General features: G+C 66.5%; 19 protein-coding genes and 2 pseudogenes. 5 read left to right on the top strand and 16 right to left on the bottom strand.

Annotated elements, in window-relative coordinates:
• Positions 1–85: 85 nt before the first annotated feature.
• A pseudogene (locus ACXAJT_RS17375) lies at positions 86–831 on the bottom strand (IS3 family transposase); the annotation flags it as partial.
• Positions 832–963: 132 nt separating this feature from the next.
• On the opposite strand from ACXAJT_RS17375, the gene ACXAJT_RS17370 reads away from it, so the two are divergent.
• From ACXAJT_RS17370 to ACXAJT_RS17360, 3 genes and pseudogenes are all read left to right on the top strand, one after another.
• Positions 964–1,188, top strand: a complete 225-nt coding sequence (locus ACXAJT_RS17370; protein ID WP_475237265.1) for a hypothetical protein — start codon at positions 964–966, stop codon at positions 1,186–1,188.
• Positions 1,189–1,261: 73 nt separating this feature from the next.
• Positions 1,262–1,534: a hypothetical protein gene (locus tag ACXAJT_RS17365; protein WP_475237264.1), complete on the top strand. Its 273-nt coding sequence runs from the start codon at positions 1,262–1,264 to the stop codon at positions 1,532–1,534.
• A 201-nt stretch (positions 1,535–1,735) separates the two neighbouring features.
• Positions 1,736–2,860: pseudogene (locus ACXAJT_RS17360) on the top strand (IS30 family transposase).
• 38 nt (positions 2,861–2,898) lie between these two features.
• Here the strand turns inward: ACXAJT_RS17360 and ACXAJT_RS17355 are convergent.
• The 4 genes from ACXAJT_RS17355 to ACXAJT_RS17340 form a co-directional block, all read right to left on the bottom strand.
• The gene (locus tag ACXAJT_RS17355; RefSeq protein WP_475237263.1) at positions 2,899–3,582 is read right to left on the bottom strand and encodes a GntR family transcriptional regulator; all 684 of its coding nucleotides are present in this window, start codon (positions 3,580–3,582) and stop codon (positions 2,899–2,901) included.
• Between the two features lie 16 nt (positions 3,583–3,598).
• Positions 3,599–4,879 (bottom strand): aspartate aminotransferase family protein, encoded by a 1,281-nt coding sequence (locus tag ACXAJT_RS17350; protein WP_475237262.1) that lies wholly within the window; start codon positions 4,877–4,879, stop codon positions 3,599–3,601.
• Between the two features lies 1 nt (position 4,880).
• Positions 4,881–5,897 carry a phosphotransferase gene (locus tag ACXAJT_RS17345; RefSeq protein ID WP_475237261.1) on the bottom strand — a complete coding sequence of 339 codons (1,017 nt, stop codon included), beginning with the start codon at positions 5,895–5,897 and terminating at the stop codon, positions 4,881–4,883.
• A gap of 432 nt (positions 5,898–6,329) precedes the next feature.
• Positions 6,330–7,232, bottom strand: a complete 903-nt coding sequence (locus tag ACXAJT_RS17340) for a LysR family transcriptional regulator (RefSeq protein WP_475237260.1) — start codon at positions 7,230–7,232, stop codon at positions 6,330–6,332.
• Positions 7,233–7,400: 168 nt separating this feature from the next.
• Between ACXAJT_RS17340 and amaB the strand changes: the two genes are divergently transcribed.
• On the top strand, positions 7,401–8,921 hold the full coding sequence (gene amaB, locus ACXAJT_RS17335; RefSeq protein ID WP_475237259.1) for an L-piperidine-6-carboxylate dehydrogenase: 1,521 nt from the start codon (positions 7,401–7,403) through the stop codon (positions 8,919–8,921).
• A gap of 43 nt (positions 8,922–8,964) precedes the next feature.
• Here amaB and ACXAJT_RS17330 read toward each other — a convergent pair whose 3' ends face one another.
• The 5 genes from ACXAJT_RS17330 to ACXAJT_RS17310 form a co-directional block, all read right to left on the bottom strand.
• The gene (locus ACXAJT_RS17330; protein ID WP_475237258.1) at positions 8,965–10,248 is read right to left on the bottom strand and encodes an NAD(P)/FAD-dependent oxidoreductase; all 1,284 of its coding nucleotides are present in this window, start codon (positions 10,246–10,248) and stop codon (positions 8,965–8,967) included.
• A gap of 232 nt (positions 10,249–10,480) precedes the next feature.
• Positions 10,481–11,038 carry a sarcosine oxidase subunit gamma gene (locus ACXAJT_RS17325; protein ID WP_475237257.1) on the bottom strand — a complete coding sequence of 186 codons (558 nt, stop codon included), beginning with the start codon at positions 11,036–11,038 and terminating at the stop codon, positions 10,481–10,483.
• Positions 11,031–13,976 (bottom strand): sarcosine oxidase subunit alpha family protein, encoded by a 2,946-nt coding sequence (locus tag ACXAJT_RS17320; RefSeq protein WP_475237255.1) that lies wholly within the window; start codon positions 13,974–13,976, stop codon positions 11,031–11,033. The genes ACXAJT_RS17325 and ACXAJT_RS17320 overlap by 8 nt, the downstream gene beginning before the upstream one ends.
• A complete protein-coding gene (locus ACXAJT_RS17315; protein WP_475237254.1) occupies positions 13,973–14,263 on the bottom strand; it encodes a sarcosine oxidase subunit delta in 291 nt (96 codons plus the stop codon). The genes ACXAJT_RS17320 and ACXAJT_RS17315 overlap by 4 nt, the downstream gene beginning before the upstream one ends.
• 9 nt (positions 14,264–14,272) lie before the next feature.
• Positions 14,273–15,523, bottom strand: coding sequence for a sarcosine oxidase subunit beta family protein (locus ACXAJT_RS17310; RefSeq protein WP_475237253.1), 1,251 nt, complete (start codon positions 15,521–15,523; stop codon positions 14,273–14,275).
• A 113-nt stretch (positions 15,524–15,636) separates the two neighbouring features.
• Between ACXAJT_RS17310 and ACXAJT_RS17305 the strand changes: the two genes are divergently transcribed.
• Positions 15,637–16,599 carry a GlxA family transcriptional regulator gene (locus tag ACXAJT_RS17305; RefSeq protein WP_475237252.1) on the top strand — a complete coding sequence of 321 codons (963 nt, stop codon included), beginning with the start codon at positions 15,637–15,639 and terminating at the stop codon, positions 16,597–16,599.
• A 30-nt stretch (positions 16,600–16,629) separates the two neighbouring features.
• Here the strand turns inward: ACXAJT_RS17305 and ACXAJT_RS17300 are convergent, their stop codons facing one another.
• The 6 genes from ACXAJT_RS17300 to ACXAJT_RS17275 form a co-directional block, all read right to left on the bottom strand.
• Positions 16,630–18,369, bottom strand: a complete 1,740-nt coding sequence (locus ACXAJT_RS17300; RefSeq protein ID WP_475237250.1) for a hypothetical protein — start codon at positions 18,367–18,369, stop codon at positions 16,630–16,632.
• A gap of 424 nt (positions 18,370–18,793) precedes the next feature.
• Positions 18,794–19,441 (bottom strand): isochorismatase family protein, encoded by a 648-nt coding sequence (locus ACXAJT_RS17295; protein ID WP_475237249.1) that lies wholly within the window; start codon positions 19,439–19,441, stop codon positions 18,794–18,796.
• Between the two features lie 4 nt (positions 19,442–19,445).
• On the bottom strand, positions 19,446–20,588 hold the full coding sequence (locus tag ACXAJT_RS17290; RefSeq protein ID WP_475237248.1) for an isochorismate synthase: 1,143 nt from the start codon (positions 20,586–20,588) through the stop codon (positions 19,446–19,448).
• Between the two features lie 255 nt (positions 20,589–20,843).
• The gene (locus ACXAJT_RS17285; protein ID WP_475237247.1) at positions 20,844–21,941 is read right to left on the bottom strand and encodes an ABC transporter ATP-binding protein; all 1,098 of its coding nucleotides are present in this window, start codon (positions 21,939–21,941) and stop codon (positions 20,844–20,846) included.
• A gap of 5 nt (positions 21,942–21,946) precedes the next feature.
• Positions 21,947–22,852, bottom strand: coding sequence for a carbohydrate ABC transporter permease (locus tag ACXAJT_RS17280; RefSeq protein WP_475237246.1), 906 nt, complete (start codon positions 22,850–22,852; stop codon positions 21,947–21,949).
• Positions 22,845–23,717 (bottom strand): carbohydrate ABC transporter permease, encoded by an 873-nt coding sequence (locus tag ACXAJT_RS17275; protein WP_066111233.1) that lies wholly within the window; start codon positions 23,715–23,717, stop codon positions 22,845–22,847. The genes ACXAJT_RS17280 and ACXAJT_RS17275 overlap by 8 nt, the downstream gene beginning before the upstream one ends.
• Between the last annotated feature and the right edge of the window lie 12 nt (positions 23,718–23,729).

Genomic DNA, 23,729 nt, shown 5'->3' with positions numbered 1-23,729 from the left:
GTCCGACATAGTATCGTTCCATTTCCACTCTCCTCTTCCGTGGTTCCAGAGAACCGCCAGAGAGCGCGGGGGATCAATTACTCCGAGTGATATCGGTCACCCAGACCTTGTCCGGAGCCTCCACGTCGAACTGCCGATCCAAGGTGTTGTCGACCACGACCGAGGGTTTGCCGCCATACTTCCCGGGGCGGCGCTTGTAGCCGATCTGTGCCGTGTCCCGGCCAGCCTGGTCAGGCGCGCAACACGGTTCAGACAAGCGCTTTCGCCCTGATCGAGAAGATCGTCGTGAAGCTTGCGGTGCCCATAGACCTTGCCGCTTTCGACCCAGGCCTCCTTCAGCAGTTCGGTCTGACGAGCGTCTTCCTGGGCGCGCTTGCTGAGCGGGGCCTTCACCCACGCATAGAAGCCGCTCGGTTGGATGCGCAGACACCGGCACATCGCCCTAACGGAGAACTGCCCGCGATGCTCGGCCACGAACGCCGTCGCCATTGGGCTCGAACCAATGGCGCCTCAATGGCTCCACTCACTTTGCATCCCTGGCGAAATACGCGCTCGGCATTGTCCTCGGACCAATGGCGGACTAGCCTCGCCCTTTTTTAGGATGTCACGCTCCTCCGAAACCCGCGCCAGCTCCTTCTTCAGACGCCGGATCTCGGCGTCTTTCTCCGCCTCTCCCGAGGACGCCTTCGTGAACTTCTTCTTCCAGGCGTAGAGCGAATACGCGCTGACCCCCAAACGCTCCGACACTTCCCTGACCGGGTAGCCCCGCTCGGTGATCTGCGCGACCGCGTCCTGCTTGAACTCATCGCTGAACTTGCTGCTGCTCATCATGGCCTCCTTGCCTCAAAATTAGCGAAGAAGGCGTCCACGATACACGGGGCTATTCAGTCGACACCTAACACCTACGAGTTCCCCGATGGCCGGTTCGAGGTCCGCTGGAAAGGCGTGTCGCAGCCCTACTCCGTGTTCGACAAAGACCAGCGTGTCAGCCATGCCGCGATCACCGAGAACAAGCATCTGAGCGCGGTGCTGGAATACATCAAGGCCGAGCAGGACAAGGCGCCTCCGAAGAAGCGGCGGGCCGGCAAGCAGCGGACCCGCTACGAGCCGACAGGTCGCCGCAACGACGGCTGGAACTCGCTGGCAGCGCGCCAGGCAAAGGCGCGGGCCGCAGCCCCCCCGGAATGACGCTGTCGCCGCGTCGCCGCGATGCTAACCTCCGCCGCGAGCGCGTGAGTGAGCGAATGAGCGAGGCAGGCACATGGCAGGCAATACAGAGCCGGAGATCATCTTCTCGAACCTGACGCAGGACGTGGTGATCGACGGCCACCGCTTCACCGTGGAGATTTACCGAACCTCAGACGATCCTTCGTGGATCCTGTCAGTGGAGAACGCCTTCGGGACGCTGACGATCTTGGACAACCCTCCATATTTCGCCGACGGCCTTGCCTGGCGCGCCTTCGCGAAGCTCCTCGACGAGCAAGGTTTCCGTGCCTTCTACAGCGCAAAGGAGCGCCGCAAGCTCCGGCTCTGAACGCATGGCCGATCAGGGCTGCAATATGTGGGGTCTTCGCCCTGCCCGGCCATGCTTCTCCACCCTCAGCGAGACATTTCTGCTTTGCGCACCCGAGGACATTTCAACTTGGTTGCAACAAGGGTAAAGCGGTGGTGCGCGCTACCCTCAAGCGCGACTCCCATCAGAAAACAGATGGTTATCTAATGGAGAGGGTCTGCCATGGGAGCGGTTTACGCGCAACTGAGCGCCAAGGAACGTGTCCAGATCGAACGCTGGAAGCTGGCAAAGGTCCCCGTCCGGGAGATGGCGTGCGTGCTGCAGCGCTCGAAAGCCACCATTTACCGCGAGATCAAGCGGAACTGGTTCAGCGATGAGTGCCTGCCGGGCTATGATGGCGACTATGGCGCCGCTGCGCATCGGCAGGCCACCGATCGGCGCGCCCGCCAGCGCAAGCTGATCCGGCATCCGCAGCTTCGAAATCAGGTCGTCGAGCGGATCAAGAACGGCCCCCTCTCGGCAGCATGCTGCGCATGCGCCTGCCGGTCGACGGGACCCCCGAGCAGATCGGCAACCGGTTGATCCACGAAGGTGGGACGCTCCGGGTCTGCCAGGAGACCATCTACCGGTACATCTCCTCGAAGGAAGGCATGGCGCAGGAGCTCTGGTGGTACCTGCCCGAGCACCGCAGGGCTCGTCGTCCGCGCCGAGCCCGCAAGCGCCGCGCGCCAAAATTCGACCGTGATGTCAGTATCCTGTTCCGCCCGGACGACGTCGCACACCGCAGGGAATTCGGCAATTGGGAGGGAGATTTGATGGCGTTCAAACAATCGCTTGGCCAGGCCAACGTGACCTCTCTCGTCGAACGTGTCAGCCGCTTCGCCGTGTTGCTCAAGAACGCGAACAGGCGCACCAAACCGGTCATGCATTGCCCGGCAGGCGATTGCGAAGCAATCTGCCGAGAGGGACAAGATCGTGAAAGCGGTGCGGGATCTGCCCGTGGCGGGCCGCAGGTCCATCACCTTCGACCGCGGTACGGAGTTCGTGTCATGGCCGCACCTGCAGGCCCGGCTCGGAACTCAGACGTGGTTCTGCGACCCCTCCTCGCCCTAGTAGAAAGGTACTGCCCTGAACACCAACCGCCGGCTCCGGCGCTGGCTTCCAAGGCAGCGTGACGTCGCTGCCATGACAGAGCTCGAACTGAAGTAACTCTGCGACCAACTCAACAACACGCCCCGCAAATGCCTCGGATGGAGGACCCCGGCCGAGGTCTTCCGCGAAAAGATGATGGAGGAAACCGGCCGGCATTCCTACCGTCGCAGGAAATGGGAGTCGCGCTTCAAGTAGCGCACACAGTCCCGCAGTGCGGAGGTCTTCGCGGAGGATCAGCCGCCTTCGTCGATCCGGTCGAAATGCTGTAGGAAACTTGCGGTGCCATTGTCGATGTCGGTCTGGATCTGCTTCTCTGCCGCAGCACCGTCCCCCGCAGCAAGCGCCGCCAGCACCGCCTCATGCACCTCGGCGCCAAAATAGCGCCTCCCGGACAGTTCGTAAAAGACGTTGAGCATCGGACCCATAGCGACCCAGAGTTGCTCGATGTGGCCGATCAGCAGCGGCATGCGCGAGAGCTTGTAGACCCCTGCGTGAAACTGACGATTGAGCCGTGCAGCCTCGGCGGTCCGCTCGGGCGTGTCGGACGCCGCGTAGCGGTCTTGGATGGCGCGCAGTTCGGCAAGGTCGGCCCGAGAGCAGCGGGTCGCGGCCATGCGCGCGGCGAGCCCTTCAAGCTCGATGCGCATGGCGCGCACCTCCAGATACCGGTCGCGGTCCATCCCCGGCACATGCAGAAACCGCCCCGAGCGCAGTTCCAGCCCGCCCTCGCTTACCAGCCGCATCGCCGCCTCGCGAGCCGGCGTGATCGACGTGCCAAAATGATCGGCCAGCTCCTGCAAGATCAGCCGCTGGCCAGGTTGAAATGCGCCGTCGATGAGCCCTTGGCGCAATGCCTCATAGGCGCGCGCTGACAGGCTGCCCGAGACGATCGGTTTGATCGGGGTCGGCGTGGTCAAGGCGGTCACCCTCCCCTCAGGCGGGCTGCGTGGGCGTTTGCAATGTCTGCACGAGCGTGTCGTGGCACAGGGCCGCATCCAGCGCCGCGACAAGCTCCTCGACGTGCTCGGGCCCGAACGGCAGAGGCGGGCGGATTTTCAGCGCCTCGCCATGCGCACCGCAGCTGCCCAGCAGGATGCCGCGGCGGCGCATCTCGTTGGTCAGCCAAGCGATGCCCTGACCAGCGGCCAGCGGCGCGCCGCGCAGTTCCAGCGCCGCATAAAGCCCGGTGCCGCGCACATCGGCCACCACTCCGGGGTGAGCCTTGGCCAGCCCCTCAAGCCCCTCGCGCAACAGCGTGCCCGTGCTGGCGGCATTCTGCATCAGCCCCTCGTCCTCGATCACGTCGAGCACCGCAAGACCCACCGCCGCCGACACAGGGTTGCCGCCAAAGGTGTTGAAATACCGGGTCTTTCGTCCGAACTCGGCGAGCAGGTCAGGGCGTGTCACCATCGCGGCGATGGGATGGCCCGCGCCCAGAGGTTTGCCCAGCGTGACAATGTCCGGCACCACCCCGTGCCGCTCGTACGCCCACATATGCGCGCCCACGCGGCCAAGACCTGCCTGCACCTCGTCGGCGATCCACAAGCCCCCGGCCGCACGGATCTCGGCAATCGCCCCGGCAATGCACCCCGGCGGATCGAGCCGCAGCCCGTCGGAGGCGAAGGCCGTGTCGAACAGCAGCGCCCCGGCCTCGAACCCAGCCTGCTCAAGCGACGCGATCGCGCCGCGCACCTCCTTGGCAAAGCGCGCCCCGCTTTCGGGGCCGATCGGCGGCGAGACGGTGCGCACATGGGCACCCAAGGGGTTGTGGGCCCCCAGCGAGGGCGACATTTCGGCCAGCGCCAGCGTCACGCCGTGGTAGGCGTTCGAGGTCACTATGATCCCGCTGCGCCCGGTCACCGCCCGCACCAGCCGCAGCGCCAGATCATTGGCCTCGCTGCCGGTACAGGTGAACATGACCTGCGACAGCGAGGGATCGAACAGCGCCGTCAGCCGCTCGCCGTAGCGCACCACCGTCTCGTGCAGGTAGCGGGTGTGGGTGTTGAGCTCCGCCGCCTGCCCGGCCAGCGCCTCGGTCACCCGCGGGTGGCAATGCCCGACCGACGGCACGTTGTTGTAGGCATCAAGAAAGCGCCGCCCCTCGCCGTCCCAAAGCTCCACCCCCTGCCCGCGCACCGGATAGAGCGGCGCGTCGTAGAAGTGGCGGTAAGCGGGGCCCAGCGTGCGGGCGCGGCGGGCGGCGAGATCGGTCATGTCAGACCCCTTTCAGATCGGAACGGGCAAAGCGCAGAGGCGGCTGGTTCGGCCCCGATGCCGGCGGCAGCAAGGGCTCGGCCAGCGCCAGCGCGGCCTCGAAATGACGCAGCAGGTAGCTTCGGTTGGCCGGAAACAGCGCGCTTCGCCAAAGCGGGATGATGAGCCGCAACAGCAGCCGGGACAGAATTGCATCCGGCAGCGCCTCCAGTTCCGCCTCACAGAGCCGTCGCCACTCTTCGTAACCGGACGCAAAATGCGCCAACTGCGGAGCGAGCGGTGCCTGCGGGCGGATGAAATAGCTTGCGGCAATGGCGATGTCGTTGATCAGCGGCGCCGCGACCAGATCGCCGAAATCGAAGACCGCTGTTAGCCGCAACGGATCAGCCGGATCGACGAGCATATTGCTCGGGCTGAGGTCATTGTGGATGATCGCCGAAGGCAGCGCCAGCAGTGCCTCCATCCGGCCCTCGAGATACTCCATCGCCCGCAGCACCCGCGTCCGAAGCGCGGCATCTTTGATCAGCACCGCCAGTTCACGCAGGCGCAGCACGTTCATCTGATCCCACAGCAGAACCCGCCGCGCCGCCCTGTCTTCGAACCCGCCAAGGCCGCTTTGCAATGCGCCAATGCCGCGCCCGATCATCGCCATCTGCGCAGCGCTGCCATCTGGACGCGGCGCGCTGCCCTGCATCATGTCGATCAGGGCCGCGTGCAGCGGCGCCTCCGCATCAGTCTGGACGACCTGTTCGAGCTTACCGGCGCGGGTCGAGTAGAGCTTGGGCGTCGGCACCGGGCTGTGCTGGGCAAGGTGGCGCATGGCACGATGTTGCAGCAGCCGGACATCCGCGCTGTCCTCAGAACTGAAGACCTTCAGCACGTAGCGCGCCCCATCTCCGGTCTCGACCAGCGTGTTGCTGTCGCGCTCGCCGCCAAGGTCGGTCAACCGCCCCTCAAGCCCCCAGCCGTCCTGCAGGATGGCGCCAAGCTGCGCGGCGCCCAAGGCAGGTTTCGGCACACAGAAACCATCGGCCGCGGCCCGCAGCAGAGGGTCTTTGAATCGGAGTCGATCTGTCTGCACAGTGCCGGTCGCCATCAGAGCCTCGCTTTCGCAATGATTTATATTTTATAAATTAGCAGCGCGCAAGAAAACGCAGTGGCGCAGCGCAAGGCCGCAGACATGCCTACGCCGGCACGAATGACCACGTGACGACCGCAGCGTGCGGTGTCAGGCGCGTTGTTTGATCTGGGAGAGGTGAGTGTGGCGGCGACCCTAGGGAGGAGGAGAAGGGTCGCCGCCGATTTCTGAGGCTCAGGGAGGAGGAGAGAGCCTCTAGAAAACTCGATCGTCGCAGCGTGGCGTCGATGGGAAGAAGATGCCATTCGAACCGCTTCGAAACAACTTCCGAAAGAGAAGACCCGCCCTGCCCTGAGCGCATAGCTGACTTTGTCACCCGTCCAGCGGCCTGAAAGACACCTGACCAAGCAGCCAGTCGGAGAACGCCTCGGCCTTGTCGCCGCGGCCCTCGGGGGTGACGATATACCAAGCCAGATCGGTGCCATGCGGCTCGTCCAACGCCACCGTCAGCTCGCCCCGCGCAAGCTCGGCTTCGATCAGGTAGCGCGGCAGCAGCGCAACCCCCAGACCCGCCTTGACCGCCTCGATGCTCAGCGCGAACTCGTCAAACCAATGGCCGCCTTGCGCATCGTCCACCGAGACGCCCTGCCGGGCGAACCACTCGCCCCACATGGTCGCGCGCTGGGTGATGTGCAGCCGCGGCTGCGCCAGCAGATCCTCGGGCGCGGAGATTGACACATCGCGCAGCGCACCCCCGGCCACCGGCAGCACGATCTCGCTGCACAGGTAACGGCACTGCCCGCCGGGCCAGAGCGGCTGGCCGAAATGCAGGGCAAGGTCGCACTGGCGAGTGTCCAGATCGAACACCCCGGTGGTGGTGCCCACATCCATGCGCACCTGCGGATGTGCCGCCAGGAACGCCGGCAAGCGCGGCATCAGCCAGCGTGTCGCGAAGGTCGGCGGCGCGTTGATCGCCAGCAGGCTGTCGCCCTGCAACCCGGCGGTGGCATGGCGCATCGTGCTTTCGGCCATGCGCAGCAGGCGCTGCACCTCGGGCAACAGTTCAGTGCCCGCGCGCGTCAGAACCACCCGGCCCCGCAGCCGCTCGAACAGCGGCTTGCCGATCTGCTCTTCCAGTTCGCGCACATGGCGGCTGACGGCGCTCTGCGTCAGCGCCAGTTCCTCGCCCGCGCGGGTGAAATTGCCGTGCCGCGCGGCAAGCTCGAAGGTCTGCAGCACCTTCATGTCGGGAAGCAGGCGTCTTTGCAGGGGCACGGCGGGTCCTCTTGGTACTCTGCGGCGCACGATAGGCCCCGCCCCGGCTAAGGACCATGCCAAACCCGCATGAGGTCAGCCGGACTTGGCGTTATGGGTCCAAGGCATTCCGCTGGTATTCTGCGCGCGAGCAAAACCGTCAAAGACCCAAGCGCAGGAGCCACCTTGATGCTGAGCAAACCGCTGCCCGTTCTCACCGCCGAAACCCTTGAGCGCTGCGGTGTCACCGCCGCGCTGGACGCCGCCGAGGGCATGCAGGTCGTCTCCCCAATAAGCGGCGAGACCGTCGCGCAACTCGCCCCTCACTCCGCCGAGGACGCCACCGCCGCGATTGATGCCGCCGCCACCGCCTTCCGCAACTGGCGCATGGTCCCTGCGCCGCGCCGGGGCGAACTGGTGCGCCTCTTCGCGGAGGAACTGCGCAGGTCGAAAGAGGATCTGGGCCGTATGGTCTCGATCGAGGCGGGTAAATCCCCCTCCGAGGGGCTCGGCGAGGTGCAGGAGATGATCGACATCTGCGATTTCGCCGTCGGCCTGTCGCGCCAGCTCTACGGTCTCACCATCGCCACCGAGCGCCCCGGCCACCGCATGATGGAGACATGGCACCCGCTGGGCGTCGTCGGCATCATCACCGCCTTCAACTTCCCCTGCGCGCCGTGGTGCTGGAACGCCGCGCTGGCGCTGGTCTGCGGCGATCCAGTGCTCTGGAAACCCTCCGAGAAGACGCCGCTCACCGCCCTCGCCTGTCAGGCGGTGCTGGAGCGTGCCATCGCCCGTTTCGGCGACGCGCCCGAAGGGCTCAGCCAAGTGCTGGTCGGCGGGCCTGAACTGGGCGCGGCGCTGGTGGAAAGCGAGAGGGTCGCTCTGATCTCGGCCACCGGCTCGACCCGCATGGGCCGCATCGTCGGGCCGAAGGTGGCGGCGCGTTTCGGCAAATGCATCCTCGAATTGGGTGGCAACAACGCTGGCATCGTCTGCCCCTCCGCCGACATGGACATGGCCCTGCGCGCCATCGCCTTTGGCGCCATGGGCACCGCGGGCCAGCGCTGCACCACCATGCGCCGGCTCTTCGTGCACAAAAGCATCTACGACCAACTCGTGCCCGCGCTGCGCAAGGCCTATGCCAGCGTCACCGTCGGCAACCCGCTGGAGAGCGACGCGCTGGTCGGTCCGCTGATCGACAAAGCCGCCTTCGATGGCATGCAGGCGGCGCTGAAGGAAGCGGCAGAGCTTGGCGGAACCGTGCAAGGCGGGCAACGCGAGGCGGTCGAGGGCGAGGCCGCCTATTACGTCAAACCCGCGCTGGTCGAGATGCCTGAACAAGCCGGCCCAGTGCTGCGCGAGACCTTCGCCCCAATTCTCTACGTGATGAAATACAGAGACTTCGACGAGGTTCTGGAACAGCACAACGCCGTCGGCGGCGGGCTCAGCTCGTCGATCTTCACCACCGATCTGCGCGAAATGGAGAGCTTCCTTTCGGCGCGCGGCTCTGACTGCGGCATCGCCAACGTCAACATCGGCACCTCCGGCGCAGAGATCGGCGGGGCCTTCGGCGGCGAAAAGGAGACCGGCGGCGGACGCGAAAGCGGCTCGGACGCATGGCGCGCCTACATGCGCCGGGCCACCAACACGATCAACTACTCCAGCGAGCTGCCGCTGGCGCAAGGCGTGGTATTCGACATCGACTGAGGCGTTCTCAGGGTGGGCGCGCCGACCCTGTCGGGCGCCTTCCCTACCCTAGCAGTCCCGGCTTGAGCGCATGCGTCAGCGCCGCGCCAGCCTCGTAATACCCGCCCAGAACGCCGGTGAACCTTTCGCCATACGCCTCAAGCGGCGCGACCGGCAGGCCAGTATCCTCACCGTCCAGCAGCGCATTTGCGGCGGCGGTGCCAAAGACGGTGCCCGGCGCGACCCCGCGCCCCGAGTAGCCGAAGACCGACAGCGCCGAAGGGCCGAAGCGCACGATCTTCGGCACGTGGTCGCGGGTCATCGCGATGCGCCCCTGCCATGCGTGTTCAAACGCGATATCCGCCAGCTCAGGGAGCACCCGCCGCAACTTGCGCCGCGCCCAGTCCCCATGGATCGCCCGCGCTGGCCCCTCGGCATTGCCCATGCCGCCAAGGATCAGCCGGCCCGCGCGGTCGATGCGGAACGAGGACATGACCAGCGCCGTATCCCAGCAACCCTCTCCGCCAGCCAACACCTTGGCGCGCTGCGCCTCAGGCAGCGGCACGGTGGCGAACTGGCTGTAGCTGACGGTGACGAAGCTCGGCTGGAACGCCCCAGCCAGCCCTTCGTGATAGGCGTTGGTGGCCATCAGCAGCCGCGCGCCGCGCACGCGCTGACCGTTGCAAACCACTTCCCAGCCCGCGCCACTGCGACGGACCTCGCTGACCGGCGCACCCACGAAAATCCGCGCCCCGGCTTCGCGCGCCGCCCGCGCAAGGCCACGGCAGTAAGACAGCGGCTGCACGGTCCCGGCGCGCGGATCGAGCAGCGCGCCGTGGAACTCGGCAGAGCCGGTGCGCTGCGCCGTCTCCTCCGCATCCAGCAGGCGGACCGGGGCACCAACGCGATTTCCCTGTCGGAACCGGTTTTGTAGATCGGAGAGGCCAGAGGCGGCATGCGCCAGATGCAGCGTTCCCGCGCGCGTCGCCTCGCAGGCGATGCCCTCGCGTTCGATAAAACCGAACACGCGCTCCGGCCCATGTCCCAGAACCTCGATCAGCCGCCCCCCTGCCTCGGGCCCCATCTGTGCGATGATCGCATCGGGCGGCAGCCAGAGCCCGGCATTGACCAGCCCGACGTTGCGGCCGGAGCCGCCGTGCCCGATGCCATGCGCTTCGAGCAGCACCACGCTCGCCCCGCGCCGCGCGGCCTCCAGCGCCGCCGCGCAGCCGGTGAAGCCGCCGCCGACGATGATCAGTTCGGCGCTCAGGTCCTCGGCCAGCGGCAGGGCGGAAAATCGCTCCTCCGCGCTGGCTTGCCAAAGGTTGGTTCGGGGAAAATCTGCCATGGAATCCGTCCGGTAACTGCGCCTTCAGCGCCGCTGACGGAACCTTGCGACCCAACCCGCGCGAGGTCCAGTGCAGATTGCGCATGACGCGAGACCGGATGCGCATGCCCTGACGTCGACTGCGGCGGAGGGACGGTCCGCACGTCAGGCACGCAGGTCTTGTCATTCTTTTCAGCCCAGATAATCCCGGCAGAGGCAGGGCCGAGTCTGTCGCTGGCGGAACCTCCGCGCCTCAGGGCGCCGAGAAACGCGACGCCGCCGTTTCCAGCGCGTGCCACAGGCTGCCCGCGGTCGAGCGCATGCCCCAAATCAGCAGGCGGGTGTCGGAAGGGCGCAGCAGGAAAACCGCCATATGATGCAGCATGCTGCGCGTGCCGCAGCCGGGGTCCAGCGCGCATGCGGGCAGGTTCACCAGCCGCTCTGCAAACCGCTCGACGGTGAGTGCCGCCTCGGCGGTGATCTCGAACGCAGCCCAACCGTCGGTCTGTTCGGTCACCGCGCAGCCTGCGACGATGGTCTGAAGCGCGGCAGCGAAATCTTCCTCGGCGCGCCCCTCGGCCATCAGCATCCACTGGCCCGGCGCGGTCCAGAAGGCCGCGTGTCCGCCGCTTGATGTCAAACCACCCGGCCCGGGAAGCGCCAGATCGAAAGGTGTCGGCGCGGCGCTGCCCTTGCGCAACGCGAGAGAGGCGAGCGCGATATCCGGGCGCTCGGTGAGGGTGAGCGCCAGGAAACGCGCGCGGCGCGGCGCCTCGGCACCGAGGGCCGTGAGGGGGATGAGGTCAGCCACGCAGACGTTCTCCATCAGGGTCAACAAAATGGGCTGGCACGACGCGCAGCTCGGCGCTGCTGTCTTCAAGCGGGTTGGCGGCGATGATCACCTCGCCGATCCGGCTGTCGCCGCCCTGCAGAAAGCCGAGCCCGATGGAACTGCCCACGTGCGGCGAAAAACAGGCCGAGGTGATCCAGCCCTGATCATGGGCCATGTCCTGCGCGACGCCCTTGGTGAAGAGATGCGCACCGGGCACCACCTTCGTCTCGGGGTCCACCGGCTGCAGCCCGACCAGCCGCCGGGTATCGCCCGCCAGCCCCGCGCGCCGCGACATGACGGCGCCGATGGAATCCTTCTTCTTCGACACCATCATCCCCAGCCCGATCATCGCTGCGGTGGTCTGCCCGTTTAGCTCGGCCCCCGCCGCATGGCCCTTCTCGATGCGCAGCACAGCAAGCGCCTCGGTGCCATAGGGCGTGACGCCGAGGTCCGCCCCACGCTCCATCAGCCGCTGCATCAGCGCGTGTCCGTAGCGGGCGGGCACGGCGATCTCATAGGCCAGCTCGCCAGAGAAGGAGATCCGAAAGAGCCGCGCGCGCAGGCCGCCGCAGAGGGTTAGTGATGCGCAGGCCATGAAGGGGAAAGCCTCGTTCGACAGATCAAAATCGTCCACGATCCGCGACATCAGTTCCCGCGAGCGCGGCCCGGCCACGGCGATCTGCGCCCAAGCGTCAGTGGTCGAGATGATCTGCACGTCCAGTTCGGGCCAGAGACATTGGCGGGCAAATTCCATATTGCGGTAGACCAGCCCGGCGTTGCCGGTGGTCGTGGTGACGACGTAGTGATCCTCCGCCAGCCGCGCGCAGGTGCCATCGTCGTAGAGATGCCCATCCTCGCGCAGCATCAGCCCGTAGCGCACCTTGCCGACCTTCAGCGTGCCCATCATGTTGGCGTAGATACGGTGCAGGAACTCCCCTGCGTCCGCCCCCTGCACATCGATCTTGCCCAGAGTGGTCACGTCGCAGAGACCGACGGCGCTGCGTACGGCCTTCGTCTCGCGGTCGACGCTTTCGCGCCAGTGTGTTTCGCCGGGGCGCGGGAAGTACTGCGCGCGCAGCCACGGGCCGACCTCGGTGAACACCGCGCCCTGCACCTCGGCCCAGTGATGCGTCGGGGTGAGCCGCGTGGGGCGGAAGTCCTTGCCCGTGTCACCGCCGCCGAGCACCGAGAGCGATACGCCGGTGTACGGCGGGCGAAAGATGGTGGTGCCGGTGTCGGGGATCGCCTTGCCGGTCAGCTCGGCCATGACGGCCAGCGCGGTGACATTGGCGGTCTTGCCCTGATCGGTGGCCATGCCGAGCGTGGTCCAGCGTTTCAGGTGCTCGACCGGGCGCATGTTCTCCTTGTGGGCCAGGGCGATGTCCTTGACCGTCACATCATTCTGGAAATCCACCCATGCGCGCGCCTTGCCCGGCACATGCCACAGGGCGGTCTGGCGCAGGGGCCGGTCTTCGGCCTCGGGCAGACGAGGCAGCGCCGCGCTCATGCCGAGGTCCGACAGGGCTTTCTGCGCCGCCCGCGCGCCCCCCTCCAGCGCGGCGGCAGTCGCCCCTTGCCCGGCGCAGGCCCCGGCGGGGATGAGGCCTTGCGGGCCGCCCTCGCCCGGCACGAAAGCCAGCAGATCCTCGCTCCACACCGGGCGGCCGCGGTGGTGCGAGGCGAGGTGCACGTTGGGATTCCAACCCCCCGAAACGCCGAGAGCATGGCATTCCAGCCAATCAGCGCGCCCGTCCCGAGTGATCTCGATCGAGCGAAGACCAAGCCGCCCGTGCGTGCCGGTGACCTGCGCCCCGGCGAACAGTTGATAGTCGCCGAGGCGCGGCGCATCCTCGCGCGAGTCGATCACCCCCAGAACGCTGACACCTTTGGCAACAAGATCGCGCGCAGTGCGGTGACCATCGTCATTGTTGGTGAAGATGGCGATACGGTCCTGCGGCTTGGCCACCGGCAGGGCCGCCCAGCGGTTGGCATAGGCGCGCATGGCCCCGGCCAGCATGATGCCGGGGCGGTCGTTGCTGGCGAAAGGGATGTGCCGCTCCGTCGCGCCCGCCGCCAGAACGGAGCGCTTCGCGGTGATCCGCCAGAGGGTTTGTCGAACCTTCGCGCCCGGCTCGGGCAAGTGGTCGGCAACGCGCTCGACGGCACCGAAGATGCCATGGTCATAGGCACCGAAGACGGTGGTGCGGGTGAGGATCCGCACGTTTGGCAGCGCACTTAGTTCGGCCTCGACAGCAGAAACCCAATCGGTCGCGGGAGCCTCATCCAGCGCGTCGCTCTCGGCCAGCAGGCGACCACCGAGGCGGAAATCCTCGTCGGCCAGCACCACCTGCGCGCCCGCGCGGGCGGCTGTAAGCGCCGCGGCAAGCCCTGCCGCTCCAGCCCCGATCACCAGCAGATCGCAATGCAGGTAGGCCCGGTCATAGGCGTCGGGGTCAGCCTCGCCCGAGAGCGCACCAAGGCCGGCGGCGCGGCGGATCATCGGCTCGTAGAGTTTCTCCCAGAAGGCGCGCGGCCACATGAAGGTCTTGTAGTAGAACCCTGCTGCGAAGAAGGGCGAGAGCAGGTCGTTCACTGCCAGCGCGTCGCACGCCAGCGGGCCGGCGTGGTTCTGGCTGCGCGCGGTGAGCCCGTCATAAAGCTCGGCGATGGTGGCGCGGGTGTTGGGCTCGGCCCGTGCGCCGGTGCGCAGGGTGACAAGCGCGTTGGGCTCTTCGGATCCTGCTGAAACCGGCCCGCGCGGGCGGTGGTACTTGAAGCTGCGGCCCATCAGGCGCACGCCGTTTGCCAGCAGAGCCGAGGCCAGCGTGTCGCCGGGATGGCCGGTGTAGCGTTTGCCGTTGAAGGTGAAGGTCAGCGTCTGACTGCGATCGATCAGGCCACCGGTGATACGGGTCATGCTTTGGATCCCTTCCGGGCCAGCGCCACGTCCGATGCCAGCTCGGCCTTGATGATTTCATGTGTCAGCGTGTTGCGGGTCACCACCAGCCAAGACCGGTCGCCCTGCTCATGAAACCACAGCTCGCGGTGCACGCCCGCCGGGTTGCCGCGCAGGAAGACATACTCGCAGAAGGCAGCTTCCGCGCCCTCTCCGTCGGGCGAGGGGCGATCCAGCAGCGCGGCGTCTCCAAGATAGGTGAACTCCTGCGCGTCGCGCGGGCCAAGAAGGGGGTGCGGGATCAGCATCGTGTCACCTCAATGCAGGTTCGGCTGGGCGCCTGCGCCCTTTTCGTCGATCAGATGGCCGCGGGCGAAACGGTCGAGGCGGAAGGCCCCGGCGGTCTCATGCGGACGACCGGTGGCGAGCAGATGTGCGAAGGCGTAGCCCGAGGCCGGCGTTGCCTTGAAGCCGCCATAGCACCAGCCTGCGTTGAGATAGAGCCCGTCCACCGGCGTTGCGTCGATGATCGGCGAGCCGTCCATCGACATGTCCATGATGCCGCCCCAGCTGCGCAGCAGCCGCGCCCGGCCGATCATCGGCATCAGCGCCATGCCGCCCTCGACCACGTCCTCGACCACCGGCAGATTGCCGCGCTGCGCGTAGGAGTTGTAGCCGTCGATGTCGCCACCGAAGACCAACCCTCCCTTGTCGGACTGGCTGATGTAGAAATGCCCGGCGCCGAAGGTGATCACCGTGTCGATCAGCGGCTTCAGCCCCTCCGACACGAAGGCCTGCAGCACGTGGCTCTCGATCGGCAGGCGCATCCCGGCCATCTGCATCACCCGGCTGGACGAACCCGCGACCGCCACGCCCACCTTGCCCGCGCCGATGTAGCCGCGAGAGGTCTCGACGCCCTTGACCGCGCCGCCCTCGATACGGAACCCGGTGACCTCGCAGTTCTGGATGATGTCGACGCCGCGCATATCAGCCCCGCGCGCATAGCCCCAAGCCACACCATCGTGCCGTGCGGTCCCGGCGCGGGCCTGCAGCAGCCCACCCTTGATCGGAAAGCGCGCGTTGTCGAAATTCAGATACGGCAGCCGAGCCCGCACATCTTCCGGTCCCAAGAGCTCGGCATCCGCCCCGGCAAGCCGCATGGCGTTGCCGCGCCGCCGGTAGGCATCACGCTGCCCGTCGGAGTGATAAAGGTTAATGATCCCGCGCTGGCTGACCATCGAGTTGAAATTGGTCTCCTGCTCCAGCGTCTCCCAGAGTTTCATCGAGAACTCGTAGAAGGGCTCATTGCCCGGCAGCAGGTAGTTGGAGCGGATAATCGTGGTGTTGCGCCCAATGTTGCCCGAACCGAGCCAGCCCTTCTCCAGCACTGCCACCTTCGCCTGCCCGAAGGTCTTGGCGAGGTAAAAGGCGGTGGCCAGCCCGTGCCCGCCGCCGCCCACGATGACGAAGTCATAGGCGGGCTTGGGCTCGGGATCGCGCCAGAGCGGCTTCCAGCCACGATGACCGGTGAGGGCTTCTTTGATCACGCGAAGGCCGGAGAATCTCATGCGCGTCACTCCTTGTTGCGCCGCAGAATGGCACCGGCGGGCAGGAATTCCCGTTCCCCACCAGCCGGATTTGTGACATTTCAGGACATAATTCCCGAAATTCCGTGCCCAACATGCCCCACACGTCCCCAACCCGCCGCATCGGTTTTCTCTTCACCCCCGATTTCGCGCTGATGTCCGCGGCTTCGGCGGTAGAGCCGCTGCGCGCCGCCAACCTCCTGAGCGGGCGGGAACTTTACGAGCTGACCTTTCTTTCCGCCGACGGCGGCTGGCTGCGCAGCTCGGTGCTCGGCGGTTTCGAGACGCGGGCGCTTGCGGACATCCCTGACCGGCTCGATCTGCTCTTTGTGGTGTCGGGCGGCGATCCGATGCAGGCGACCGATCCTGCCACCCTCGCCGCATTGCGCCGCCTCGACCGGCAAGGCGTGCCGCTGGGGGGCATTTCGGGCGGCGCGGCGCTGCTGGCCGCCGCCGGGGTGATGCAGAACCGCCGCTACACGATCCACTGGATGCATGTGGACGAAATGCGCAGCCTCTATCCCGAGGCGCTGATCGAGCGCCGTCTCTTCGTCATTGACCGCGACCGCTATACCTGCGCGGGCGGCATGGCCCCGCTCGACATGATGCACGCGCTGATCACCGCCGAGCATGGTGCCGATCTGGCGCGCGAGGTCAGCGACTGGTTCATCCATACCGGCATCCGCAGCGCCGAGGCGCCGCAGCAGCAGAGCCCGGCGCGCAGCCTCGGGGTCACGCATCCGGCGCTGGAGGCAATGCTCGATCTGATGACCAGTCACATCGCCGACCCGCTGACGCTGGACGATCTGGCCAAGCTGAGCGGCGTCAGCGCGCGGCAACTCGAGCGGCTTTGCCGGACGCAACTTGGACACAGCGTGATGGCCTTCTACCGCGGGCTGCGGCTGGACAAGGCGGACGAGATTCTACGCCGGTCAAGCCTCGGGATCGACGCCATCGCGCAGGCCACGGGCTTTGGCGAGCGCAGCCCTTTCAGCCGTGCCTTCCGCCGCCGCTTTGGCTGCGGCCCCGCCGCGCGCCGCAAGGCCGCCCGCGGTTAAGCTTGGCGGCGGGGACGCCGACGGCCCGGGTCAGAAGCCAAAGAGCCCGGCAAGCGGCAGCAGTGCCAGCATCATGCCGAGCCCACCCCAGCCGCCGGTATCGGCGCTTTCGCTGTCGTCGTCTTCACCCTCCGTCTCAGACGACGTCGCCTCTGGGTCCTCTTCAAAGGCGACCTCTGGCAGCATCAGGTCCAGCGGGATCGCCGCCTCGGCGGTCTCGGCGTCCGATCCGTCGATCTGCGCCAGCACCGGCGCAAACCCCTCGCTCGGTTGCAGATCGCGGATCACCACCTGCATGATCTCGCGCGGCTCGAGGTCCACCTCCAGCACGCCATCGGCAAAGACCTCCTCCGCCTCAAGGGAATGCAGCGCAGGTGCAGAAGCGGTGTCCCCAACCGGGGCTCTTTCGGCGACCCCCAGCACGGTGATCTCCATCGCGCCAAAGCCGCCGACAAGCCCCGAGAGGTCAAGATCGGACACCCTCGCCGTGTCGCTCTGGGACATCAGGTAGAGCACCATCTCCCCACCGCCGGCAAAGGCATGTACCCCCACCGGCGCGAGATCGGCCTCGGTGCCATCCTCGGCAGGCGTGAAATCAAGCAGCGTCTTACCCGGCAGCGCCTGCGCCATCATCGCGAACATCTCGCCCGGCACCGTGGGCGCGCCGAAGGTGAAGCCGGTCGACAGCGCGTTCGCCGTGTTCTGGATCAGCGGCCAGACATGCGCCTGCTCGACCCCGGCGAGGATGAACTCCTCGACGATCTGCAGCATCTCCTGCGCCTGAAAAAGACCGTAATCCGCCCCCCGGTCCAGCCCCGCGGTGGATTTGAGGTTCCATTCGGTGACATGGATCTCTAGCTCCTCGAACCCCTCGGCCTGCAGCCATGTGTTCTGGATGGTGTCCAGCGTGTAGGCGCGGCTGGCCTCGGTGCCGCGGGCGTAGACATGGGTGATGATCCCGTCGAGCGCCTCGCGCTGCGCCTCGGTCTCAAAGCCCATCTGCACCAGCGCATTGGTGACCTCGGACCAGTTCACCTCGCCGTTGCCGCGAATGTTGGCCTCACTCAACCCGGCCTGCGGATAGGCCGCAGTCAGATCGGAGATGATGTCCTCTGACCGCCATCCCGCATAGCCGTCCGAGAGGTTCGAAAAGCCGTAGTTCTGCCCCATCTGCGCCAGCACGCGGATGCCCGACGTGTCGACGCCATGCACCTCGGCAACCAGCGCCAGCTCGTCTGAGATCATCACGGCCATTTCAGCGGCGAGGCGGCCGTACTCCACCGCCGTCATCTCGCCAGAACCCCAGTATTCGTTGCCGATCTCCAGCGCCGCGATCTCTGCCGTGCCGTAGACGCCAGACGCAAGATCATGCACGAAGTCGCGCAGCACCTCTTCGTCGATCTCCGGCCTGCGGTTTCCGGTGGCATCCATCGCGCCTGAAAGCTGCGTGCGGGTGGGCAATACCAGCGTCACCGCGTGACCGCTGTCGGCGGCGTAGGCCAAGAACTCGGTGAGCGGGATGAAAGACGTCTCGGCCCCGGTCATCGCATGTGCGGCAAGGGTCGCATCGGGCTGCGACAGATCGAAGTAGTACTCGGTGAGCGATCCGCCGGGGTAGCGCAGTCCTGTCACCCCAAGTTCCGCCACCGCCTCGGCATAAGAGCCGTCGCCGGTCATCGTGCCGCGCGGCGCCAGAACGTTGCCACCAAAGAGCGCCGCGCCCACCGGGGCGCCGGTGGCCGCAAGGGCAAGGGGCAGAATCTGGGCCATGCCGTGCTCCGGGCGAGGCGGGCCCACCATCGGCCTGTGCTGCGGCAACAAAGGCATGAGCGGGCTGCGGTCTACGGGGACCGGGTGCTGAACTCGTGTCGCTCCGATCGGGCCACGGGCGCCGGACCGGCCACATACCCGAAATTCGGGCAGGCAAGAGGCAAGGCGCGGCCTGACCACCGCAACTAAGCCAGCGTCGCGCGCCTGACGGGTTTGCGCAGAAAAGGCCGCAAAATTCGCGGCAGCGTCGTAATTTGAAAAACCAAGTGCTGTTAGAGATGTGGCGCGCAAACGCCACCTGCGCCACGCAATCTAGGGTAGAGACTCCCTCAGCCCCGCGCAAGCGCTCTGCTGAGCGGGGCAAACCCGATGGGCAGGTCTCTGCCGTTACCGCCGTGTCACGCGGCACCGGCAGGCGGTGCCCTCAGGCTTCGGCGCGGCCCGTCATCACCCCAAGCATCCGTTCGGTGGAGGTGGCGACGCCGCAAGTCGCGGCGATCCAACCCATCGCCATGTCGTGACGGGCCCGGTCGAAATCGGCCTGCGCATCAGCCACGGCAAAGGGTTCGATATCGCGCTGAAAGGCCTCTGTCGCGGTGCACAGACAGCCGATATGCGCGTAGATGCCCGCGATCATCAACTGGTCACGCCCGCGCGCGCGCAGCAACGTCTCGAGGTTGGACCGCTGGAAGGCGCTGTAGCGGTGTTTGACCAGAACAATGTCATCCGGCCCCGGCGCGAGACCCGGCAGAATTTCCTCGTGCTCGGGCTTCGCGGCCATGCCCGGCCCCCAGAGATCGGCCTGCAGGCCGCGATCGGGGCGGAACTGGTTGCCCTTCTGCGCCGTGTAGAACACCGGGATGCCCGCGGCCCGCGCCCCTGCGATCAGCCGCGCGATATTGGCCACCGCCGAGCGCAGCGGTGTGTCGTCGGGATAGGGCGCGCAGAAATACCGCTGCATGTCATGCACCAGCAGCGCCAGCCGGTCCCGCTCGGGCGCAAAGGGTGCGCGGGGCTCGGGCAGTTCGGCGGCAGCGGGAAGCGCATAGGGGGCGATGCCGGGCAAGGCCATAGGGTCAGTCCTTCAGGGTCAGGGCGGCGTCCGGCGCAAGGCCGAAGGCGCTCAGCATGGCGCCGAACTTGGCGCCGGTCTCATGGGTTTCGCTTTCAGGGTCCGAGCCGGGGACGATGCCTGCCCCGGCGTAGAGGCGTGCGCGGCTCTCGTGTATTTCAGCGCAGCGGATCGCAACATGCCACGCGCCGTCGCCGCGCGCGTCGCACCAGCCGACGGCCCCGGCGTAAAAGTCACGCTCCACCGGCTCGAGCCGGCGGATCACCTCGGCGGCGGGATCGCGCGGCAGGCCGCAGACGGCGGGGGTGGGATGCAGCAGGCTGGCCAGAACGGGCGCGGGCTGATCGGGATCGCGCAACTGGCCTTCGATCCGCGTGCCAAGGTGCCACATGCTGCCGGTCGCGGTGATGCGGGTGCCCTCGGGGCTGCCCAGCGTGCGGCACAGCGGCGCCAGCGTGTCCAGAATGAACTCGACGACCAGCGCGTGCTCGCGCTTGTCCTTCTCGGACCCGGCCAGCGCGTTGGCGGCGGCTCGGTCCTTTGCCGGATCGGCGCTGCGCCGGGCCGAGCCCGCCAAGGGATGTGAGACCACACCCGCGCCGCGTTTATCGAGCAACAGCTCCGGCGTGCCGCCAACCAGATGCCGCCCGTCCGGCAGCGCCACATCGAAGGCGGTGACCGCCGGATCACCGGCCAGCCGCGCCAGCAGCGCGGCGCGGTCGATCGGCCGCTCGCTTTCCAACAGCAGGCTGCGGGCCAGAACCACCTTTTTCAGCGACGGGCAGCCTTTCATCTCGTCGAGCGCGGCGGCGACCGCTGCGGAATACTCGCTGGCGGCAGGCTGCGCTCGGAGCACCACCCCAGCCGCCGGCACCGCGGCGGCGACGGGCTGGCTGCCACCTTGCGAAGCCGCGCTCCAAAGGCAATCCTCGGCGGCCTTGTCGAACGGCAGCGCGCCGCCGATCAGCCCATCTTGCGGCAGGTCCGCCAAGGCGGGCGCCAGCCGCGCGGCAAGGCTCGTGGCGGCGCCGCGCGGCAGCGCACGGATCGGGCCCCGCGCCACGCGCGTGTCGTGCCCGCTCAGAAAGGCGAGGCGCGGACCCGGCACATCAGGCAGAGTTTCGGAGTGCATGAGAGGGCGCGTCATCCGTCCTCCTCCATCTTGACCGTTTCGGGTTCTGGGTGGCGTGGAGGCTGACCGGCTCGCGAAGAACCGCTTGGCTGCCGAGGGCGTGGTACGCAATCAGCGGGGACTTAGGCAAGTAAATAAGTCGGGAATAGCCGTGCCTGCGCGGCATCCCGCAATTTGACCCCCGCTACGCCAGCGCAACGACTGGGCGGCGCGGATGAAAAGGCCCCCCGCGATGATGCGGGAGGCCCCAAGTTCAGGCATCCATCCGGATCAGGCGATGCGCTCGCCGGTGCCCGGATTGAAGTAAGACACCTTACCCAGATCAAAGGCGAACGTATGCGCGCTGCCCGGCTTTGCCTCGGTCTCGGCGTGCAGGCGCGCGGTCACCTGTTTGCCGCCCAGCGTGGTCATCACGTAAGTATCGGCGCCGGCGGGCTCGACGATCTGCACTTCGCACTCGGCCTGCTGTACAGCGGTCCCGCTGCGGAAGCCCGGTTCCGAGATGTCCTCGGGCCGCAGACCGATGATCACGTCTTCGGGCAGCCCCCGCGTGCCGGGATCGGTCAGCACGATGGGCGCTGCGCCGTCCCGGGCGATCTCGATCTGCGTGCCATTGCCGCCCGCCTGCGCCTTGGCCGGGATCAGGTTCATCGCGGGCGAGCCCATGAAATCGGCGACGAAGAGGTTGGCCGGCTGGTTGTAGATCTCGGCCGGGGTGCCGATCTGCTGGATAATGCCGCCCTTCATGACGACGATCTTGGTGGCCAGCGTCATCGCCTCGATCTGGTCATGCGTGACATAGACCATCGAGGCACCGAGGCGCTGGTGCAGCGATTTGATCTCGGTGCGCATCTCGACCCGCAGCTTGGCGTCGAGGTTCGACAGCGGCTCGTCGAACAGGAACAGTTTGGGGTCGCGCACCAGCGCCCGGCCCATGGCCACACGCTGCCGCTGGCCGCCCGAAAGCTGACCGGGACGGCGCTTGAGCAGCGGCTCGATCTGCAGCTGGCGGGCCACTTCCGCCAGTTTCTTGTCCTGCGTGGCCTGATCGACGCCGCGCACTTTCATGCCGAAGGTGATGTTCTTGGCGACGCTCATCGTCGGGTAGAGCGCGTAGGACTGGAACACCATCGCGATGTCGCGGTCCTTGGGCGAGACATGGGTCATGTCCTCGCCGCCGATTTTCAGCGTCCCGCCCGAGATCGGTTCCAGCCCGGCGATGCAGTTCAGCAGCGTGGACTTACCGCAGCCCGAGGGGCCGACCAGCACGAGGAAATCGCCCGGTTCGATCGACACGTTGATGTCCTTGAGGACCTCGGTCGCGCCGTAGTTCTTGTAGAGGTTCTGGATGTCGAGAATGGGTGCCATGGGGATCATCCTTTGACGGATCCGGCGGTCAGACCGCGGATGAAATATTTGCCGGCAACGACATAGACGAGGAGCGTCGGCAGCGCGGCGATGATCGCGGCGGCCATGTCGACGTTGTATTCCTTCACGCCGGTGGTCGAATTGACGATGTTGTTGAGCGCCACGGTCACCGGCTGCGTACCGGCCGAGCTGAACGACACACCGAACAGGAAGTCGTTCCAGATCTGGGTGAACTGCCAGATCACGCTGACCACGATGATCGGCGCCGAGAGCGGCAGGAAGATCGACCAGAAGATGCGCAGGAACCCTGCCCCGTCGACCTTCGCCGCTTTCACCAGTTCCTGCGGGATCGTCACGTAGTAGTTGCGGAAGAACAGCGTGGTGAACCCGAGCCCGTAGATCACGTGCACAAAGATCAGCCCCGGGATGGTGCCGGCGATGCCGAGCAGACCGAGCAGGCGCGCCATCGGGAGCAGCACCACCTGAAACGGGATGAAGCAGCCAAACAGCATCAGCGCGAAGATCACGTTGGCCCCCTTAAAGCGCCATTGCGCGATCACGTAGCCGTTCACCGCGCCCAGCAGGGTCGAGATCAGCACGCCCGGCACGGCGATCAGCACCGAGTTCCAGAAGTAGGGTCGCACGCCCTCGCACTGGATGCCGGTGCAGGCGCCGGACCATGCCTTGGCCCATGCGTCAAAGGTGACCTCGCGCGGCAGCGCCACGAGATCGCCGGTGCGGATCTCCTCAAGGCTTTTGAGCGAGGTGGTCAGCATCACGAAGAGCGGCATCAGGTAGTAGATCGCGAAGAGGCCGAGGATGACGTAAAGGCCCCAGCGCAGCGCGGTCTTTGTGCCCGCGCCCTGCCGGCGCGCCGCGCCTGCGGCGGGCGTTGTCGAGACATCAGTCATTTTTCGCCCTCAGTTCAGAGTAGAGATAGGGCACCACGATGATGAAGATCACCATCATCATGATCATCGCCGAGCTTGCCGCCTGCCCCACGTCGCCGCGCGAGAACGCCATGGCGTACATGTAGGTGGCCGGAAGGTCGGTGGCGTAGCCGGGCCCGCCGCCGGTCAGCGCGATGACGAGGTCAAAGCTCTTGATGGCGAGGTGCGCCAGCACGATGAAGGCCGACAGGAAGATCGGCGCCATCGAGGGGATGATGATCGCGGTGTAGACGCGCCACGTCGGAATGCCGTCGATCTGCGCGGCGCGGATGATCTCGGTGTCGACCGAGCGCAGCCCCGCGAGGAAGAGCGCCATGACGAAGCCCGAGCTTTGCCAGATCGCCGCCATCACCACCGTGTAGATGGCCATGTCGGGGTTTACCAGCCAGTCGAACTTGAAGTTCTCGAAGCCCCAGCCCTGCACCATCGCCTGCACCCCCAGACCGGGGTTGAGGATCCACTTCCACGCGGTACCGGTGACGATCATCGAAAGCGCCATCGGGTAGAGGTAGATGGTGCGGATCGCGCCCTCGACGCGGATCTGCTGGTCGAGCAGGATCGCAAGGATCAGCCCCAGCAGCATCGAGATCACGATGAACATGCCCCCGAAGATGTAGAGGTTGTCCATCGCCGTGTCCCAGCGCGGCGAGGCGAAGAGCCGTTCGTATTGGATGAAGCCGTCGATTTCGTATTTCGGCAGCAGCTTGGAGCGGGTGAGCGACACCCATGCGGTCCAGCCGATGAAGCCGTAGACGAAGATCAGGACCGCGATGAAGCTGGGCGCCAGCACGATCTTCGGCAAATGGGTTTCGAACCATTTGGCCATGGTGTTCTCCTT

The organism is Salipiger sp. ABF4_146 (assembly GCF_056161345.1).
This window is presented reverse-complemented; position numbering and strand designations above follow the sequence as displayed.